At 38.8% G+C, this 18,775-nt stretch carries 17 protein-coding genes; 1 reads left to right on the top strand and 16 read right to left on the bottom strand.

The window, feature by feature from the left end; translation table 11 throughout:
• Positions 1-19: 19 nt before the first annotated feature.
• The 14 genes from EW028_RS09700 to EW028_RS09635 form a co-directional block, all read right to left on the bottom strand.
• A complete protein-coding gene (locus EW028_RS09700; protein WP_193767354.1) occupies positions 20-1,219 on the bottom strand; it encodes a glycine C-acetyltransferase in 1,200 nt (399 codons plus the stop codon).
• A 58-nt stretch (positions 1,220-1,277) separates the two neighbouring features.
• Positions 1,278-2,354 (bottom strand): nucleotide kinase, encoded by a 1,077-nt coding sequence (locus tag EW028_RS09695; RefSeq protein ID WP_131520728.1) that lies wholly within the window; start codon positions 2,352-2,354, stop codon positions 1,278-1,280.
• A gap of 101 nt (positions 2,355-2,455) precedes the next feature.
• Positions 2,456-3,091, bottom strand: a complete 636-nt coding sequence (locus tag EW028_RS09690) for a YczE/YyaS/YitT family protein (RefSeq protein WP_131520727.1) — start codon at positions 3,089-3,091, stop codon at positions 2,456-2,458.
• Positions 3,092-3,211: 120 nt separating this feature from the next.
• Positions 3,212-3,706 carry a Cys-tRNA(Pro) deacylase gene (gene ybaK / locus EW028_RS09685; RefSeq protein WP_131520726.1) on the bottom strand — a complete coding sequence of 165 codons (495 nt, stop codon included), beginning with the start codon at positions 3,704-3,706 and terminating at the stop codon, positions 3,212-3,214.
• Between the two features lie 24 nt (positions 3,707-3,730).
• Positions 3,731-4,438: a hypothetical protein gene (locus EW028_RS09680; RefSeq protein ID WP_227744920.1), complete on the bottom strand. Its 708-nt coding sequence runs from the start codon at positions 4,436-4,438 to the stop codon at positions 3,731-3,733.
• 343 nt (positions 4,439-4,781) lie between these two features.
• Positions 4,782-5,435 (bottom strand): VanZ family protein, encoded by a 654-nt coding sequence (locus EW028_RS09675; protein ID WP_131520724.1) that lies wholly within the window; start codon positions 5,433-5,435, stop codon positions 4,782-4,784.
• A gap of 45 nt (positions 5,436-5,480) precedes the next feature.
• The gene (locus EW028_RS09670; RefSeq protein ID WP_131520723.1) at positions 5,481-7,019 is read right to left on the bottom strand and encodes an acyl-CoA carboxylase subunit beta; all 1,539 of its coding nucleotides are present in this window, start codon (positions 7,017-7,019) and stop codon (positions 5,481-5,483) included.
• A gap of 53 nt (positions 7,020-7,072) precedes the next feature.
• The gene (locus tag EW028_RS09665) at positions 7,073-7,855 is read right to left on the bottom strand and encodes an enoyl-CoA hydratase (RefSeq protein ID WP_131520722.1); all 783 of its coding nucleotides are present in this window, start codon (positions 7,853-7,855) and stop codon (positions 7,073-7,075) included.
• A complete protein-coding gene (locus tag EW028_RS09660; protein ID WP_131520721.1) occupies positions 7,852-8,769 on the bottom strand; it encodes a hydroxymethylglutaryl-CoA lyase in 918 nt (305 codons plus the stop codon). The genes EW028_RS09665 and EW028_RS09660 overlap by 4 nt, the downstream gene beginning before the upstream one ends.
• Positions 8,770-8,783: 14 nt before the next feature.
• Positions 8,784-8,996, bottom strand: coding sequence for an acetyl-CoA carboxylase biotin carboxyl carrier protein subunit (locus tag EW028_RS09655; protein WP_004225532.1), 213 nt, complete (start codon positions 8,994-8,996; stop codon positions 8,784-8,786).
• Positions 8,997-9,064: 68 nt separating this feature from the next.
• Positions 9,065-10,423: an acetyl-CoA carboxylase biotin carboxylase subunit gene (locus tag EW028_RS09650; protein WP_131520720.1), complete on the bottom strand. Its 1,359-nt coding sequence runs from the start codon at positions 10,421-10,423 to the stop codon at positions 9,065-9,067.
• A gap of 15 nt (positions 10,424-10,438) precedes the next feature.
• Positions 10,439-12,073 carry an AMP-binding protein gene (locus EW028_RS09645; RefSeq protein ID WP_131520719.1) on the bottom strand — a complete coding sequence of 545 codons (1,635 nt, stop codon included), beginning with the start codon at positions 12,071-12,073 and terminating at the stop codon, positions 10,439-10,441.
• A gap of 43 nt (positions 12,074-12,116) precedes the next feature.
• Positions 12,117-13,259, bottom strand: a complete 1,143-nt coding sequence (locus EW028_RS09640) for an acyl-CoA dehydrogenase (protein WP_036078132.1) — start codon at positions 13,257-13,259, stop codon at positions 12,117-12,119.
• A gap of 118 nt (positions 13,260-13,377) precedes the next feature.
• Positions 13,378-13,995 (bottom strand): TetR/AcrR family transcriptional regulator, encoded by a 618-nt coding sequence (locus EW028_RS09635; RefSeq protein WP_131520718.1) that lies wholly within the window; start codon positions 13,993-13,995, stop codon positions 13,378-13,380.
• 375 nt (positions 13,996-14,370) lie between these two features.
• Here EW028_RS09635 and EW028_RS09630 point away from each other — a divergent pair, with 375 nt between their 5' ends.
• Positions 14,371-16,560 carry a DNA topoisomerase III gene (locus EW028_RS09630; protein WP_131520717.1) on the top strand — a complete coding sequence of 730 codons (2,190 nt, stop codon included), beginning with the start codon at positions 14,371-14,373 and terminating at the stop codon, positions 16,558-16,560.
• 236 nt (positions 16,561-16,796) lie between these two features.
• On the opposite strand, the gene EW028_RS09625 is transcribed toward EW028_RS09630, so the two are convergent.
• Together EW028_RS09625 and EW028_RS09620 are read right to left on the bottom strand one after the other, a co-directional pair.
• Complete coding sequence (locus EW028_RS09625) at positions 16,797-17,867, bottom strand: glycosyltransferase family 2 protein (protein WP_131520716.1); 1,071 nt, start codon at positions 17,865-17,867, stop codon at positions 16,797-16,799.
• A 154-nt stretch (positions 17,868-18,021) separates the two neighbouring features.
• The gene (locus tag EW028_RS09620; protein ID WP_131520715.1) at positions 18,022-18,774 is read right to left on the bottom strand and encodes a hypothetical protein; all 753 of its coding nucleotides are present in this window, start codon (positions 18,772-18,774) and stop codon (positions 18,022-18,024) included.
• Position 18,775 lies beyond the last annotated feature (1 nt).

Here is an 18,775-nt window from a genome sequence, read left to right as displayed (position 1 = left end):
CCATGAGGAAGCCTTTTTCTTATTGAATAACGCCTAATTCACGACCAACCTTCTCGTAAATCGCAATTGCATCATCAAGCATTTCTTTTGTATGTGCTGCTGTTGGCATATTTCGAACGCGTCCTGTACCTTTTGGAACTGTTGGGAAGACAATTGATTTTGCATAAACGCCTTCTTCAAATAAACGTTTTGAAAATTCCTGTGTTAATTTTTCATCCCCAATGATGCATGGTGTAATTGGTGTCTCAGACGCACCAATATTAAAGCCAAGCTTCTCAAGCCCCGCTTTTAAATAATTACCATTATCCCACAGTTTATCGTGTAGCTCTGTTGAATCAATCAGCATTTGCACGGCTGCTGTAATAGCGGCTACATCACCTGGTGGTAATGCTGTTGAGAATAGAAATGGGCGTGAGCGAACTTTTAGCCAATCAATTAAATTTTTCTTACCTGCTACATAGCCACCTACTACACCAATGGCTTTTGATAATGTACCAATTTGGAAATCAATTTCTTTTTCTAATCCAAAATGCTTCACAGTTCCTTTTCCTTTACCTGTTACACCCGAACCATGTGCATCATCCACATACGTGATTAAATCAAACTCTTTAGCTATTTCCACAATTTCAGGTAATTTAGCAATATCACCATCCATTGAGAAGACACCATCTGTGATAACCATGATTTTATTGTATAAACCTGATTCCTTTGCCGCTTTTGCCTTTGCACGTAAATCTCCCATATCAGAGTGATTAAACGCGATGATTTTTGCCTTCGATAAGCGACATCCATCAATAATAGATGCATGGTTTAATTGATCTGATAGAATGGCATCATTTTTATCCATTACAGCTGAAATAGCTGCCATATTACAATTAAATCCAGATTGATAAGAAATAGCCGCTTCTGTTCCTTTAAATTCAGCAAGCTTTTCTTCTAATTTTACGTGCAAGTCAAGTGTCCCGTTGATTGTACGAACAGCACCTGCTCCAACACCGTATTTATCAATTGTCTCTTTGGCAATACGCTTTAATTCTTCATTTGTTGCTAAACCAAGATAGTTGTTAGAGGATAAGTTAACAAGATTTTTGCCACGGACCTGAATAATTGGGCCATTTGCTCCCTCTACTGGATCGATTTCATTGTATAAGCCTTGTTCATGTAGGGCTTGTAGGTTTTCATCTAAAAATGCATTCAATACTTTTGACAAGCGTATCATCCTTTCCTAGGAAAACTGTTCTCGCTCCTAGTTTAGCACATGCAAGCCATTAGCTACATTACTTTGTTAATCTTTCGAATAGTGGCGCTGTTTTTTCGCGCCATAAAGAAGCCGATAGACAATTATCTAATAAACGACGAACGGTATATTCAGCTTCTGCATATCGTTTGGAATGGCCCATCGCATCCTGTATAGCTTCTTTGTATTGTGCTCGCACTGCCTCGATCGCCGTTTCTGCTTCCTCTGACAGCGCACAATGTTGACCAATATCAAATATCTTATCCCCTAACCTACCATCCTCTGGATCAAAGATATGAGGCTCTGTGCTATCAAAAATACAGAAATTAAGCTCTGGGATAATGACCATATCTACAGATCCCGCATCTAAGCCACACCAAACAATTTGTGCATCAAGCCCTCTTGCATTTGCTTCATCGGCTAAGCTTTTCATTAGTGAAGATTTGCCTGTACCTGGCTTACCTTTAATCATGAAGCGAGTCGTGATACTTTTGGTGATACTATCCACTGTATTTTCCGCACCTCTAGGAGTTAGCGTTCCCAGTAAACGATGTGTCCGCATACCTGTTTTATTCAGAATAATAGATTGGAACACTTCCGACTTTAAATTTTCCACCTGTTCATTTAATGCCTGCCAGTTCATACAGCTTTGTGTGACAACCTCCCAGTCATCATGTAGCTTGATTGCTCGATCCAGTTTCGCTATGCATTTTTCACGCCATGTTGCACGCTCTTGCATCGCCTCTGCAAGCTGTTCTCCAACCTTTTTAAGCTGTATGTCTTCTAAGCATTCATAGAAAGACATGACACGATGCTTTGTACCGAGTAAAGTTGGCTCGATATTCCACTCAGATGCCCATACAAAAAGTCTGTTACAGCCTTTTATATAAACGGCCTCAACAACCTCCTCTAATAAAGCATGCTTAAACCACTCGACAGCAAAGCCCTGTTTCACATAGAAGTATCCTAGTTCTTTTAACAGTTCTGAACCTTTAAATGTGGCAGGCCCTTGCAAAAAATAAACGAGAGACGCCTCTTCCATCATTTCTTTATATAAATGCTTCACACCTTGGCCAGTCAATGCGTGTCCAAAATAATACGTTACATTTCCGTTCAAATGTCGTTCCTCCTTTAGCTTATGCCATGCATTATATGAAAGAACCCTAAAAAAAATGAGAAGCTACTTCTATCCTTTACAGATCTAAGTAGCTTCATGGTTTAATAGAATGGCTTCATGCCCTCCATATTTCCAATACATTTCATCAATATTTTACGACAATACGGTAATGAATATTGCACAATATAGCCTGAAGTTAAGGCAATCAATACCGTCCCTACTCCAACTGGTCCTCCTAGAAGCCAGCCAATAATGGTTACAAGTACTTCAATTCCCATTCTTGCTGTTTTAATAGATCCACCAAACTTTTCGACAAGTATCATCATTAAGGTATCCCTCGGTCCTGCGCCCATATTCGGTGCGATATACATTCCACAGCCAAAGCTCAAAACAAATAAGCCAATAATAAAATATGTAATTTGTAAGCCAAATACATCCGTTGAGGGCAACATCCAGTTAAATACATCAATGAACGAGCCAATTAACAGCATATTGAGCCAAGTACCTATCTTTGGCCATTGACGCAAAACAATGGATGTTGAAGCAACTATAAAGAGTCCTGTTACAATAGACCATGTGCCAATACTTAACCCAAAATTTTGAAATAGACCTACATGTAAAACATCCCATGGGCTTGTGCCAACAATTTTCCCCTTTATCGACATCGTGATGCCAAGTGACATCACCACTAAGCCACCAATAAAAAAGGTCCAACGCCACCCCATTATTCTACGCATTCCTTATCCTTCTCTCTATGAATAATATTGCTATTACTGTATCATACTTTCAACCAAAATTAAGCTATAGTGCTTGAACTAAACCGTTTATCTTACCGCGTAAAAAAACTACCCATTCTCTCACTCATGGGTAGTTGTAATTGAGGCAAGTTGTGCCTTTGTTATATTCTTCAGATCTTCTAATTGTACATGAATTTGCATACCAATTTTCCCTGCACTAACGATTATACTACCTTGTTCTTGAGCAGATGCATCGATGACCGTTGGATATAACTTCTTCATCCCTACTGGTGAACATCCACCACGAACATAACCAGTATGGCTAAGTAGATCTTTTACCGCTAACATTTCAATTTTCTTTTCCCCAACTACCTTCGCGGCTGCTTTTAAGTCAAGCTCATCAGCTACTGGAATAACAAATACAAATAACTTTTGGGCACTTGCTTTTGCTACTAATGTTTTAAATACCCGAGCAACAGGCTGTCCTATCTTCTCAGCTACAGAAACACCATCTACTTGACCGTCCCCTGTTTCATATTCCATCACATCAAAATGAATTTTTTGTTGTTCTAATAAACGAATCGCATTCGTTTTCGCATGCTTTGCCTTTGCCATGTCAACAATCTCCTATCTACAGCATCAGGCTATCAAAGAGAACATAGAATCTTTGTCTGGACGATAGCCATTTTTCGCCATTTGAACGTGAGCCGCATATCTTTCTGATACCTGTTTAAATGCTCTTAACTTGAATGCAGTCTCATAGTTCTTACCGAAAATTGTATCTGCAAATGGGTCCAATTTCAATTCCTTCGAGTAACGTTCAGGAACCTTCACTTCAATGATGTCACGCACAAAAGATGGTTCACTTTCATTTGTGGCAACCTCATCAAAATTTGAATTATTTAACATATGCTGTATTTGAGCATCAATGCTTTGCGCCACACGTAAATCTTGAGTAGAAGGCTCTGCTGATGACAATGCTGCATTACGTACCTGCTCTAAAATGTGCATTGTGTTACCTAGTTCTGAATCGGATATATGCGAGAGATCAGCGTTATCATTCATTCCTACTTTATAGCTTTGCTCATGGGCCCTTACATTCTTTTCTGTTTGCTGTAAACCTTCCATTATGGCTTTCTGCTGAGGAGTTACTTCTTTTGACTCTTCTTGCTGCTGGTCATACAAATCTTGGTCAGTACGCCCTAATAATAAATTTTCAAGTTCAATCAATAATGGATTTTTCTTTGGCTGAAAATACATCGCATTTTTTCTATAGGCATCTCCTGCCTCTTTACGCTGAAGTATTTTTTTACGATTATGCTGGGATGAAATTCTTTCTTGTTCCATTATATTTGATATTTTCATAGTTTTCACCTCACCCTTCTATCTTCATATGCGAATAAGTTAATAGATATGAACATTCTTTCTCACACTCTATCTATACCATTTAAATAGTTTCTGTACACTCATTATCGGAATTTTCACTATTAAATTCAAGCACTAATTACTACTAACCTCCTAAAGAGATACTAATCATTTCCGAAAATAGGTATAAAGAACCTTATCTATCTAATATTTTTATATTCATTTATTAGCTACATGCCCTTTTCAATAAATTTATTACTATATACACTAAATAAATGGTGTTAATCACATAAAAAAACAGCCCCTTCATACTGGACTGCTTTTCTCATTTTTTGGGTCTAATCAATATACCTTTATAGGCTAAGTAACCAAGCCATGCACCAATCGTATTTAAAATTAAATCATCAATATCCGCAGAACCAACGGTAAAAATAAATTGTACGGTTTCGACAGCAAGACTAGAAATAAAGCCTAAACAAATAATAACCCACGCTTTTCGGAATTTCTTCGATAGTAATGGCAGTAAAAAGCCCATTGGAGTAAAAATTAATAAGTTGCCAAGTAAGTTAACGATTATAATTTCCCAATTAAAATATTGAGAGTAGTTTATATAACGGAGAATCGTTTCGAAGGGAATAAAATTAGTAGTTAATCGCCAGCTACTATAATCAAACAATCCTAAGTCACCTATAGAGTAATCTCCCTTAAATAAAATGACGACTACATCTACTAAGCGATCAATAACCAATTTATAAAAAGCCATAAATGAATAGATACTAAATAAAATCCAACCTGCAACCTTTAGCGGTAAATAATATGTATCAATGACATCCCGATATGGTAATGGGAGCTTGGCATTATTTTGAACATCCGCTATGTTGTTTTTAGACAAGCTTAACACCCACTTCCCTTTTATTCCTTCCCATATTTTAATATGCTCAACTATAGCTTGCAAGTAGCTGAAAAAATTATCATCCAAAAAGGCTGTCTCCTACCAGCAGAGACAGCCTTCTAATAAGTATGTTTAAACTGGATTTACCCCATGCTTACGTTGTGAGAATAATAAGTATTTTGACATATAAAGTTCTAAGCGATTTTCTAGTACCTTACGCAGCTCATTAGGCTCAATCACATCATCAATGATAAGCTCTGAAGCTAAGCGATACACATCAATTTCCTCTTGATATTCTTTACGTTTCTCAGCAATGAAGCTTGCTTGCTCTTCCTTTGGAAGTTCTGCAATTTTATTGGCATAGACGGCATTGACAGCAGCCTCTGGTCCCATTACGGCAATTTGTGCATTTGATAAGGCAATACAGCAGTCTGGTTCAAACGCAGGGCCAGCCATTGCATATAATCCTGCACCATACGCTTTACGCACAATGACCGTTAGCTTAGGAACAGTGGCCTCACTCATGGCAAAAATCATTTTAGCACCATGACGAATGATTCCTGCTTTTTCTACCTGAGTACCAATCATAAAGCCTGGAACGTCTGCTAGGAATAACAGTGGGATATTGAATGCATCACAAAGTGAAATAAATTTCGCCGCTTTATCAGCAGAATCGTGGAATAGCACGCCTCCCTTAACACGTGGTTGGTTAGCGATGATCCCAACGGATTGTCCATTAATTCGTGCAAGGCCTGTAATTAATTCTGGTGCAAATAATTTCTTCAACTCACAAAACGAATCTTCATCAATAATACGATCAATTAGCTTATACATATCAAATGGTACATTTTGATTTTGAGGAATTAATTCTTCAATAGATTTATCAAATGAAGCTGGTGGTTTAGGAGCCTCTATCTTGCTACGCTCTGCATAATTATTCGGGAAGTATCCTAAATATTTGCGCGCATAAGTAATAGCCTCCTGTTCGGATTTAACAAGCACATCTCCACAACCCGAAACGGAACAGTGCATTTTTGCGCCACCCATTGTTTCTAAATCTACTTTCTCACCGATAACCATTTCAGCCATACGAGGAGAACCTAAATACATAGAAGCATTCCCTTCTACCATCACCACGATATCGCAAAATGCAGGAATATAGGCACCACCCGCTGCGGAAGGACCAAATAATAAACAAATTTGCGGAACTTTTCCTGACAGTTTGACTTGATTGTAGAAAATGCGTCCTGCGCCTCGGCGTCCTGGGAACATTTCAAGCTGATCTGTAATACGCGCACCCGCTGAATCCACTAAATAAAGTAATGGACAATTCAACTTTTCAGCGGTTTCTTGAATGCGAATCATTTTTTCAACTGTACGTTTTCCCCAAGAACCAGCTTTAATCGTTGAATCGTTAGCTAGCACACAAACCGTACGACCATGGATTTTGCCAATACCAGTGATGACGCCATCTGCTGGTAAATCCCCTGCTAAACAGTTCGCATAGAGCCCATCCTCTGATTGAAGACCATCATCGAGTAATAGTTCAAGACGCTCACGTACAAATAGCTTGCCTTGCTGTGCATTTTTGTCATGATATTTTGGTAATCCACCTGCTAAAATTTTATCTTTCATTGTAGGTGGTGTATTTTCTGTCGAGATATTGCTCATGTTTATTTCCTCCCTTTGCCCAATCGATTACACCAAAGTTATTTCTTTGCGTTTTATTTCCCTGAATATTGTGGCGCCCGCTTCTCTTGGAAGGCAAGTAAGCCCTCTAACCGGTCTTCTGTTGGGATCAGTGCACTATATGCAAGTGATTCAATTTTTAACCCGGTAGCTAAATCTACCTCAACACCCTGATTGATCGCAACTTTGGCTTGCACTAAAGAGAGTGGCGCATTTTTTGCCATTTCCAGTGCAAGCTGTTGTGCCTTATCTAATACCTCATGTCCTTCATAAACATACTCAATAATGCCATAATTTTCAGCTTCTTCGGCATTCAGCCTACGTGCTGTATAAATTAATTCCTTTGCTTTACCAAGACCAATTAGACGTGGAAGCCGCTGTGTTCCCCCAGCTCCTGGAATAATTCCGAGCGATGTTTCTGTTAAGCCAAGCTTTACATGTGTAGCCGCAATTCGTAAATCACAAGCTAGTGCCAGCTCTAAGCCCCCACCAAAGGCTACACCATTTAGGACAGCAATGACAGGCTGTGCAAGCGTTTCAACTTTTGCCACAGTGGCACCAATCAGCTGCACGATCTGCTTCACTTGTCGATCAGACATTCCTTTACGTTCCTTTAAATCAGCACCTGCACAAAATGCCTTTTCTCCTGCACCTGTTAGAAGGACTACACGCACTGCTGGTTCTCCATTGATTTGATCAAGTGTGTCAGACAGCTCATGCAGTAATTGAACCGACATAGCGTTAGCAGCTTCTGGTCTTGAAAGAGTAATAAGTCCAATACTACCCTCTAGTAATTCAAATCGAACGAGTTGTGTCATCCTTGATTTGCACTCCTTTCATTGCGGACAATAGCCATTTGCTTTGATGCAACCGCTTTGCCTAACTTCTCTTCAATAAAGAGTGCTGCCTCTAGCACCTTTTGTCGATCTACGCCTGTTTCAATGCCCATCTCATCGAATAAATACAATAAATCTTCTGTGGCTACATTACCTGAGGCACCCTTTGCATATGGGCAGCCCCCTAGCCCACCAAGCGCACTATCAAACTTGGTAATACCCATCTCTAAGGATTTCATAATATTGGCTAATGCTGTCCCACGTGTATCATGAAAATGCATGGCAAATTTTTCAGCAGGATACCTTTTTAGCAATTCCTCTAAAAGAAACTCAACCTGTGTCGGTACACCAACACCAATTGTGTCACCAAGCGATATTTCCGTCACACCCATCTCCAATAATTTTTCCGTTACTCGTAATACCTTGTCAGGGTGTATATATCCCTCATAAGGACAACCAATAACCGTTGAGATATAACCTCGAACCTGTTTCTTTACAGCCTGAGCTCCTACTACAACTTCCTCTAATATGGGAAATGTATCTTCTATGGTTTTATTAATATTACTTTGGTTATGGCTTTCACTAGCAGACATAAAAATACTTACTTCATCTACTTCAGCCTGCAATGCACGTTCTAAGCCCCGCATATTGGGTACAAGTGCCGCATAGGTAATATCCTTATGTCTTTTAATGGCTTGCAGAACCTCAACTGCATCTGCCAATTGAGGAATCCATTTGGGATGCACAAAAGATGTCACTTCAATATAATTTAATCCTGTTTGACCTAATAAATTTACTAATTGCACTTTATCAGCTGTTGAAATATGCGTTTTTTCATTTTGTAAGCCATCACGGGGACCAACTTCTTTGATTGCGACTTGCTTAGGTAGCTGCATAAACAAGCCTCCTCTTATTCAATTTCTAAAATATCATCATCAACGTTAATAAAGTCTCCCTCATTGGCAATGATTTTCGTCACTACGCCATCCTCTTCTGCTGCAATTGGAATTTCCATTTTCATCGATTCTAAAATGGCTACATCTTGACCTGCTGTCACTTTCTCGCCCTCTGTTACGACGATTTTCCATACTGTTCCTGCCATGCTTGCTTTTACTGTTGCCATAATCATTCACTCCTAATTTTTTAATCATGTATTCGTCCCTCTATGGAAGCACGAATACATGATAATTGTTATTTTGTTTCTGCTAATTGCGGTAAATAATATTGCTCTACAAATTTTGTTGTCGTATAGCCTTTTAAAAATTGTTCATGTGTGACGGTTTTTAACAGCATCGGGATATTCGTTTGAATCCCCTCCACTTTATACGTCTTTAGCGCTTGTGCTAATCTTTCACAGGCAATTTCTCTTGTTTCCCCCCACACCACCAATTTACTAATCATTGGATCATAGAATGGTGTTACCACTGAACCAGACTCTACACCACACTCATGTCGAATTCCTTCACCTGTCGGTAATTCAAGAGTCGTAATGGTACCTGGAGACGGGAAAAACGTCGAAGGATTTTCAGCGTATATGCGCACTTCAATCGCGTGCCCTTCTTTAGTCATACTTTCTCTAGTGAACGTAAGAGGTTGTTTTGCAGCAATTTTTAATTGCTCCTCTACTAAATCAAGCTTCGTAATTTCCTCCGTAACGGGATGCTCTACCTGTAGTCTTGTATTCATTTCTAAAAAATAAAAGTTTTGATCTTCATCAACCAAGTATTCGATTGTTCCAGCATTGACATAACCAATATGCTTCGCCGCCTTAACTGACGCTTCTAGCATTTTTTCTCTTGTCTCTTGTGAGATAAACGGTGATGGTGCTTCTTCTACTACTTTTTGATTTCTTCGTTGAATAGAGCATTCTCGTTCAAATAATGGAACGACATTACCTTGATGATCAGCAATAATTTGCACCTCGACATGGTGAGGGTTAGCAATGAATCGCTCCATATACATCGTGCCATCACCAAAGAATGATTGTGCACGCTTTTGATTTCCCTCAAAAGCTTTAGCTAGTTCCTCGGCATTTTCAACTAGTTGCATACCGATACCGCCACCACCTGCTGATGCCTTTAACATAATCGGATAGCCTAAACGTTCCGCTATGTCAGTGGCTTCTTCTACATCCTTCACAGGCGCTTCTACACCCTCTACAATCGGTACACCAGCAGCTTTCATTGTTTTACGTGCCTCTAATTTACTGCCCATTGAAGCAATCACATCAGCACTTGGCCCGATAAACACTAAACCTGCGTCTGTACAACGTTTTGCAAAATTTGCATTCTCTGATAGTAAACCATAGCCAGGATGAACAGCCTCTGCACCACTTTCTAGTGCAATTTCAAGAATGCGGTCGATATTTAAATAGCTCTGTGCAACCGGTGGCTTCCCAACACAGAAAGCCTCATCTGCATCTTTCACATGTAAGCTTTTAGCATCTGCCTCTGAATAGATTGCAACCGTATGAATATTTAGGCGCTTGCATGTTCTGATCACTCGTCTAGCAATCTCCCCACGATTTGCAATTAATACCTTATTGAACATAGTCACTGCCCCTCCTTACTTTACGGTCATAACGAAATCTTCTCGTAATTTATATTTTTGAACTTTTCCAGATGCAGTCATTGGATAGTTATCAATAAAGAAAATATGTCGCGGAATTTTATGTCTAGAAATTTTATCCCGACAATAATCTCGGATTTCAACCGCTGTAGCCTGCTCCCCTTCTTTTAAAACAATCCAAGCTGCCGCCTCCTCGCCATAAACAGGGTCAGGGACACCTGCAACCTGAACATCTGAAATTTTCGGATGTGTATAAAGGAACTCCTCAATTTCACGAGGATATAGGTTTTCGCCACCACGGATAATCATATCCTTTAAACGACCTGTTACACGGACATAACCTGCTTCATCCATTGTTGCTAAATCACCTGTGTGCAACCAACCATCCTCGTCAATCGCAAGATCTGTTTCCTCCTGGTTTTTATAATAGCCCTTCATCACATGATAGCCCCTCGTACATAGCTCTCCCTGTTCATTTGTCGGAGCTTCCTCGGTAGTTCCAGGAACAACAATCTTTACTTCTAGGTTAGGTAAAGCGCGGCCAACTGTCTCCACCTTTAACACTAGCGGGTCATCCGTTCTTGTCTGTGTAATAACAGGTGATGATTCTGTTTGACCGTAGCATATTGTTATATCTTTCATGCCCATCTTCTCAATGACCGCTTTCATAACTTCAATTGGACAGTTTGATCCTGCCATGACTCCTGTACGTAAAGTTGAAAGATCGAAAGATGCAAAATTCGATAAATTCAGTTCACTAATGAACATCGTTGGCACGCCATGTAATGCAGTGCATTTCTCTTGTTGAACGGTTCTTAGTACCTCTTCAGGTGAGAACTCCTGTACTGGTACCATGGTTCCACCACTCGTTGTAATGGCTAATGTTCCTATGACACAACCAAAGCAATGGAAGAATGGGACTGGGATACATAGACGATCCTCTGCCGTTAAACGCATACATTCAGCAATATTGACAGCATTATTGACCAAGTTAAAGTGCGTTAGCATTACTCCCTTAGGAAAGCCTGTTGTACCAGAAGTATATTGAATATTAATGACATCATCATAATGGAGAGATTGCTCTCTTCGATCTAGCTGTTCTTCTGTTACTTGCTCGGCAGCAGTTAAAACGTCTGACCAATTAAGTACGCCGGGGTATTTGGTTTCACCGATTAAAATAACATTTTTTAATAAAGGTAGTCGCTTTGATTGCAAATTACCTGGTTCACAATGTTCAAGCTCTGGACATAACTCTTGCAGTGTATTAATAAAAGAATGGTCTCGATAATTTTCAATTAAAAAAATCGTTTTAGCATCAGATTGCTTCAATAAGTACTCCAACTCACTTGCACGGTAATTCGTATTTACCGTTACAATTGGAGCACCCATCTTCCCTGTACCAAATTGAAGCTGTACCCACTCTGGAACATTTGTCGTCCATACTGCGATATGGTCTCCCTTTTCAATTCCAAGAGCCATTAAACCTCTTGCTACGTATCGAGCTTGACGATTTAGCTGCTCATAAGTCATGCGTAAATTTCTGTCAGCATAGACCAATGCTTCATTCTGCGGGTACTTTTTTGATTGTTCATCTAGCAATTGACCAATTGTTTGATACACAAGTTCTGCCATGAAGATCCCCCTCATTTATGCTATTTAATTTAACTGATGATGATTAACAGCCAATTAGACGAGAAATAACAAGACGTTGAATTTCAGATGTTCCTTCACCGATTTCCATTAATTTAATATCACGTAAATGACGTTCTACATCGTATTCTTTCATATATCCAGAACCACCATGAATTTGGATTGCCTGATTACATGTACGGAAGCCCATTTCAGAAGCAAATAGTTTAGCCATCGCAGCTTCTTTGCCAAATGGTTTCTTTTGATCTTTTAACCATGCTGCTTTATGTACTAACGTACGAGCAAGCTCTATTTCCATTGCCATATCAGCTAACTTAAATTGGATCGCCTGTAGCTTCGAAATAGGTGCACCAAATTGCTCACGTTCCTTCGCGAATTTTAGTGCCTTTTCATAAGCAGCCTGGGCAATTCCAACAGAAAGAGCAGCGATGGAAATACGACCACCATCCAATGTATTTAAAAACTGGCTAAAGCCACGTTTTTCATCCCCTAATAGATTCGTTCTTGGGACACGGACATTTTCTAACACAATTTCACATGTATTGGAGCCACGTACACCCATTTTGTCATAATTACAGTTGATTGTTACGCCTGGTGTGTTTGTTGGCACAATAATAGAAGAAATAATCTTTTTACCATCTTCACGTTTACCTGTTACCGCCGTTACAATAATTTGTCGAGCATATCCTGCATTGGTGATCCAGCATTTCTCTCCGTTAATAATGTAGTCATCACCATCGATAACAGCTGTAGTACGTGTGCCCCCTGCATCTGAACCTGCATTTGGCTCTGTTAAACCGAATGATCCTAATGTCTCACCCTTAGCTAATGGAACTAGCCACTCTTGCTTTTGTTCCTCTGTGCCGAAGTTGTAAATTGGAGAGGCTCCTAAGCTAACAGCAGCTGCATAGCTTAACCCTGTGCCCCCACATGCTCGACCAATCTCCTCTACAGCTAAAGCGTAGGACACCGTATCACCACCTGATCCACCATATTCCTCAGGAAACGGGATACCCAATAAGCCTAGTTCTGCCATCTTCTTAAAGCTCTCTATTCTCATTGTTGATGTCTCATCAACCTCACGAGCATACGGTTTAATCTCCTTCTCAGCAAAATCACGCACCATGTCTCGAATCATCTCTTGCTCTTTTGTTAATTCAAAATTCATCCCTAATCCCCCTAATGTCGAATTTGCCATAGTAATGTAGCTTAAGAACAATTGCTTACAGTTAATACCGACTAGTCGGTTTGTAAAAACAAATAATAAAACCAGTGTTTCCTACTGGCTACCCCTTTATTATAAATTGCTTCGCTTCTTCCATGGCTTGTTCTGTCACAATTGCCCGTAATACCATATCGGTAAAAACATCTGTGATTTGCTCCATCGTTAATGGTCCTGATTGCTTAAACCATTTGTATGTCCAGTTAATCATCCCGACAATTGCCATGGTCACAATTGTACAAGGTAATTCGGTACGAAAAACCTTTGCTTCCTGACCCTCTGCTATCACTCTTTGTAAAATATCACGATAGTGATCTCGCTTTTTATGGATGATGTCACTATATTCATCTGAGAGTGAACGACTTTCTTCATAAAAAATCGTAATATGTGCTTGATACATATCAAATACTTGTGTCAGTGTTTGCAGCATGGCACACAAACGTGTGATGGGTGTATCGAATTTGTCATATGCAGCTTGCGATTGTTGAATGACATATGAAATAAAGACATCATGAATTTCATACAACAGTTCATCTTTTGATTTAAAATTATGATAAAATCCACCCTTTGATGCCCCAATGTATTCCACAATACGATCCACTGTTACATTGTGATAACCATCTTGTTGAAACAATTCAACTGAAGCGTCTACAATTCTTTGTTTTAACGTTTTCTTTACCATAGGCCCTATCATCCTTCATCTAGCTCTATACTTCATCACTCCTTATAATCAGGAAAAATCATTCAAACCCATAAAGTATTCTATTTTTTCCTAATTATAAAAATACTATGACAACATAAATATAGCATTCTCAAAATTTGGTGTCTAGCAACAAAATAGATTTTTCGCAAAATTACGAGCAAAAATTTTACATAGAACAGAAATTAAAAAGCTAAAATCACATATACACCATATGAAGCTTCTTTGCTTTTCATGACAAATTTTCTTCCCTTTCTTTTCTTTGTTTACTAAATGCATTTTACATTGCAGTAAAACTGCGAACCCACTCAACCTATGCTATATTTAAAACCATGGAACTATGAAAGGGTGTTAACAATGGCAAAGAGCGTAGTAATTGCTGAAAAACCTTCTGTAGCACGTGATATCGCACGTGTACTGAAGTGTAATAAAAAAGGAAATGGTTTCCTTGAGGGAGATAAATATATTGTTACTTGGGCGCTTGGACATCTTGTAACTCTGGCTGACCCTGAAAGCTATGATGTGAAATATAAAACATGGAATCTAGAAGATCTACCCATGCTACCAGAACGTTTAAAATTAACGGTTATAAAGCAAACTGGAAAGCAATTTAATGCAGTCAAAAGTCAGCTTTCACGTAATGATGTTAATGAAATTATCATTGCTACAGATGCTGGACGTGAAGGTGAATTAGTAGCACGCTGGATACTGGATAAAGTGAAAATTAAAAAGCCTTTGAAACGCTTATGGATTTCCTCTGTTACAGATAAGGCAATTAAAGATGGGTTTGCCAATCTAAAGCCAGGTAATGCATATGATAATCTATATGCCTCTGCTGTAGCTCGCTCAGAGGCAGATTGGTATATCGGGCTTAATGCTACTCGTGCTCTAACTACCCGCTTTAACGCACAGTTGAATTGCGGACGTGTACAAACACCAACAGTAGCAATAATTGCTGCACGTGAAGATGAAATTAAAAACTTTAAGGCACAAACTTATTATGGTATTGAAGCGCAAACAACTGACAACTTAAAGCTCACATGGCAAGACCAAAATGGTAATAGTCGTAGCTTTGATAAAGATAAAATCGATACACTGGTGAAAAAAATAGGAAATAGCAATGCTATTGTTGCGGACATTGAAAAGAAACCTAAAAAATCATTTGCACCTGGACTTTATGATTTAACTGAATTGCAGCGGGATGCCAATAAAATCTTCGGCTACTCAGCGAAAGAAACATTGAATCTCATGCAAAAACTCTATGAGCAACATAAAGTGTTAACTTATCCACGTACGGATTCTCGCTTTATTTCACAGGATATCGTTGCCACACTACCAGAACGCTTAAAGGCCTGTGGTATTGGTGAATATCGCTCCATCGCCAATAAACTGCTTACTAAACCATTCAAGCCAACAAAGGCCTTTGTCGACGATAGTAAAGTATCAGATCATCATGCAATTATTCCAACAGAGGGCTATGTAAATTATTCAGCTTTCACAGATAAGGAACGTAAAATTTATGATCTTGTTGTAAAGCGTTTCCTAGCTGTTCTACTCCCTGCTTTTGAATATGAGCAACTAACACTTCGTGCAAAAATTGGCGATGAAAGCTTTATTGCTCGTGGAAAAACGATTTTATCATCTGGCTGGAAGGAAGTTTATGAGCATCGCTTTGATGATGAGGACACAGCAGATGACGTAAAGGAACAAATACTACCACGCATTGAGAAGGGCGATATGTTAAAAGTAAAGCTTCTTGCCCAAACTTCTGGTCAAACAAAGCCACCTGCTCGATTTAACGAAGCTACACTTTTATCAGCCATGGAAAACCCAACAAAATACATGGCAACGAATAATAAAAAATTAGCCGACACATTAAAATCTACGGGTGGTCTTGGCACAGTCGCAACACGTGCAGATATTATTGAAAAGCTTTTCAATTCCTTCTTAATAGAAAAGCGTGGTGGCAAAGATATTTACATTACCTCTAAAGGTCGTCAACTACTCGACCTAGTGCCAGAGGAATTGAAATCCCCTGCCCTGACAGCAGAATGGGAGCAAAAGCTTGAGCTTATTGCAAAGGGTAAGCTAAAAAAAGATGTATTTATTAGCGAGATGAAAAATTACACAAAGGAAATTGTTACAGAGATTAAGGGTAGTGACAAAAAGTATAAGCATGATAATATCTCTACCAAATCCTGTCCTGATTGCGGTAAACCGATGCTTGAAGTGAATGGCAAGAAAGGAAAAATGCTTGTCTGTCAAGATCGCGAATGTGGTCATCGTAAAAATGTCTCACGTACCACAAATGCACGTTGTCCACAATGTCATAAAAAATTAGAGCTTCGTGGAGAAGGCGATGGTCAAATTTTCGTTTGTAAATGTGGCTATCGCGAAAAATTATCAGCCTTTGAAGCAAGACGCAAAAAAGAAGGCGGAGGCAAGGTCGACAAGCGCTCCGTACAAAAGTACTTAAAGCAGCAAAACAACGAGGAGCCTGTGAACAATGCACTTGCTGAAGCATTGAAGGGGTTAAAGTTCGATTAATTAAAAAGAGCAAATTCACTCTATATGTGAATTTGCTCTTTTATTATGCATACTCATCCCTTCTAAACATATCTTGAATTGACTGAATATTCTATATCGAGGGAGGTTTTTAATGGAAGCAAAAGATTTTAGGCCACGTAATGTAATTTTTATGACGGTTGTTGTAGGTGTCTCTGTGTTAATTGGCCAAGCTATTTATGTCTTGTTTATTGATGTACCTTTTCCATAAGAAAGATTTATATCTTTAATTGACTAAGTAAATATTTCCCATTATTGATTATTTCCTGATGATTCGGTTTCCATTTTTGTGCCTCTAGATTATGCTGATAGGCATTTTCAAATAACCGTAACCCCCTGTATAAAAGGCTTAATTGTAAATGAGGAATCCATGTTGAATAAGCATGCTTTTGGATAGTCATTGTATCGGCAGGAGCTTGTTGCAAGGCTTGAGAGTACCAGTAAATAGCCTCTTTATGTTTTAATTGCTCCATAAAAAATTGGCCCATTCGGCAACATGCTTCTGGCTTTGGTCGATCATATAGGAAAGATTGCAAAACAGCTTGCTGTGCTTGTTGATCATCATGTAAACATCGATAGCATTCCCCTACTTGTAAACAAGCCTCAATGCGATTATCTGTAGTGCCTAAGTTGCTATCCAAAAATAGATTGTATTGATTAATAGCTTCTAGATAACGGTGATGTAATTTTAGTTCATTCGCATAATGAAATGTCTCAATTGCTGAAAGAGAATGTCCATTCTTTACTAATGCCTCATAAATATTTATATTGCGATGAATATCTTTCGTTAACGGTAAATGTGTGACAGCGATATCACTATGATAGAGCTGCCCTGACACCCTTAAATTCTCATGAACAGCACCCTCCCATTGAAAATGATTCGCCCTTTTTACTAAACGAAACTTTCGTTCACTACACTCCACTTCCCCATCACAATCAAGCGTCAAATAATAATCCATTGTTACAGCATCAATAGAAGGAAATAACGTTTGCTTTAGCTGGCTGAATTTGTGCTGATTTTCCTTTGTCATAACATCATCTGCATCAAGCCATAAAATATAGTCTTTTGTTGCCTGCTGAAAGGAAAAATTTCGTGCTTTGGCAAAATGATTACACCAGGAAAAGTCATAAATTCGAGAGGTAAAATTTTGTACAATCTCTTTTGTACGATCAGTTGAGCCAGTATCAATAATATTAATCTCATCCACGAGGTGCTGAACAGAATCTAAGCATCTTTCAATCGTACATTGTGCATTTCTAACAATCATACATAAACTAATCGTTAACATCTGTCCCCTCCTTAGCAATGGTTTAATTTATGCTAATGCAGTATTTTATCGAAAAAATTTTTCGATTATCACCTAACTTTGTAAATTTATAATGTAAAACAAAAAAACGAACGCGATTTACGTTCGTTTTTTTAGCAATTGAAATCCTATTGAATCAAGATAAATATTGCTCACGCCATGTTAATTGTTCTTCTTCTGTAAGCTGTTGCTCTAAATGATGATCCCATTGATTGAGTAATGTATTCCATACTCGTACAAATACGATATCCTGTTCCTTATCATAAAGAACAAACTCTAAACATGGGCTATCATTAATTTGTTGCGCCTCTGTTTGAACAATTTTTGCGATGACTTTCTGAGAGCTACCTTCCTCTTCTTCATCCGCTTCCTGTAAAGCTGCAATCACCATGGACTCCTCAAATTGTTCCTGTTGTTCTGCCTCTTTGTCAATATAACGATAAAGCTCTGGCAATTCATCATATTCATCATTACTTGTATCAATAGTGAGAAACGATTGATGGCAAGGACTAAAGTAAAGCGTGGAGGTTTCTTCCTCTAGTTCTTCTTCAAAAATACCTCGTTCTAGCTGCCTCTGACCTTTTTCAGTTAGCCTATAGAAATCATCTTCATTCCTCACAAGGTTTACTCGAATCATTAAAGAAACCAAGTCTTCAATAAATAACGGGTCTACAAGCAATAACTCGCTCAATTCCTGTGCGTTGCTAAAATCCGCCTCTTGGATACTAAGCAGAAGCATTGTCATTAAGACATCCATTGTTGAACGACGAACAGGCTCATAGGTCACATCAACTGTTCGAATGGGAATACACCATTCAGCCGTTTTGACAATTTTAATATTACGATTCTGCTGAAGCTCACGCATTAGTCGTTGTTGTAATTTTGACAAT

It is taken from the genome of Lysinibacillus sp. OL1 (genome assembly GCF_004332175.1).
GTDB classification, from domain to species: Bacteria; Bacillota; Bacilli; order Bacillales_A; family Planococcaceae; genus Lysinibacillus; species Lysinibacillus capsici.
Note: the sequence above shows the minus strand (reverse complement) of the source record. Positions and strands in the feature narration are given on the sequence as shown.

Coding starts and splice junctions, on each gene's coding strand:
- EW028_RS09700 (WP_193767354.1), bottom strand. CDS start 1,219: ATGATACGCTTGTCAAAAGTATTGAATGCATTTTTAGATGAAAACCTA.
- EW028_RS09690 (WP_131520727.1), bottom strand. CDS start 3,091: ATGCGTAGAATAATGGGGTGGCGTTGGACCTTTTTTATTGGTGGCTTA.
- ybaK (WP_131520726.1), bottom strand. CDS start 3,706: ATGGCAAAGGCAAAGCATGCGAAAACGAATGCGATTCGTTTATTAGAA.
- EW028_RS09680 (WP_227744920.1), bottom strand. CDS start 4,438: ATGGAACAAGAAAGAATTTCATCCCAGCATAATCGTAAAAAAATACTT.
- EW028_RS09670 (WP_131520723.1), bottom strand. CDS start 7,019: ATGAGCAATATCTCGACAGAAAATACACCACCTACAATGAAAGATAAA.
- EW028_RS09665 (WP_131520722.1), bottom strand. CDS start 7,855: ATGACACAACTCGTTCGATTTGAATTACTAGAGGGTAGTATTGGACTT.
- EW028_RS09660 (WP_131520721.1), bottom strand. CDS start 8,769: ATGCAGCTACCTAAGCAAGTCGCAATCAAAGAAGTTGGTCCCCGTGAT.
- EW028_RS09655 (WP_004225532.1), bottom strand. CDS start 8,996: ATGGCAACAGTAAAAGCAAGCATGGCAGGAACAGTATGGAAAATCGTC.
- EW028_RS09650 (WP_131520720.1), bottom strand. CDS start 10,423: ATGTTCAATAAGGTATTAATTGCAAATCGTGGGGAGATTGCTAGACGA.
- EW028_RS09645 (WP_131520719.1), bottom strand. CDS start 12,073: ATGGCAGAACTTGTGTATCAAACAATTGGTCAATTGCTAGATGAACAA.
- EW028_RS09640 (WP_036078132.1), bottom strand. CDS start 13,259: ATGAATTTTGAATTAACAAAAGAGCAAGAGATGATTCGAGACATGGTG.
- EW028_RS09635 (WP_131520718.1), bottom strand. CDS start 13,995: ATGGTAAAGAAAACGTTAAAACAAAGAATTGTAGACGCTTCAGTTGAA.
- EW028_RS09630 (WP_131520717.1), top strand. CDS start 14,371: ATGGCAAAGAGCGTAGTAATTGCTGAAAAACCTTCTGTAGCACGTGAT.
- EW028_RS09625 (WP_131520716.1), bottom strand. CDS start 17,867: ATGTTAACGATTAGTTTATGTATGATTGTTAGAAATGCACAATGTACG.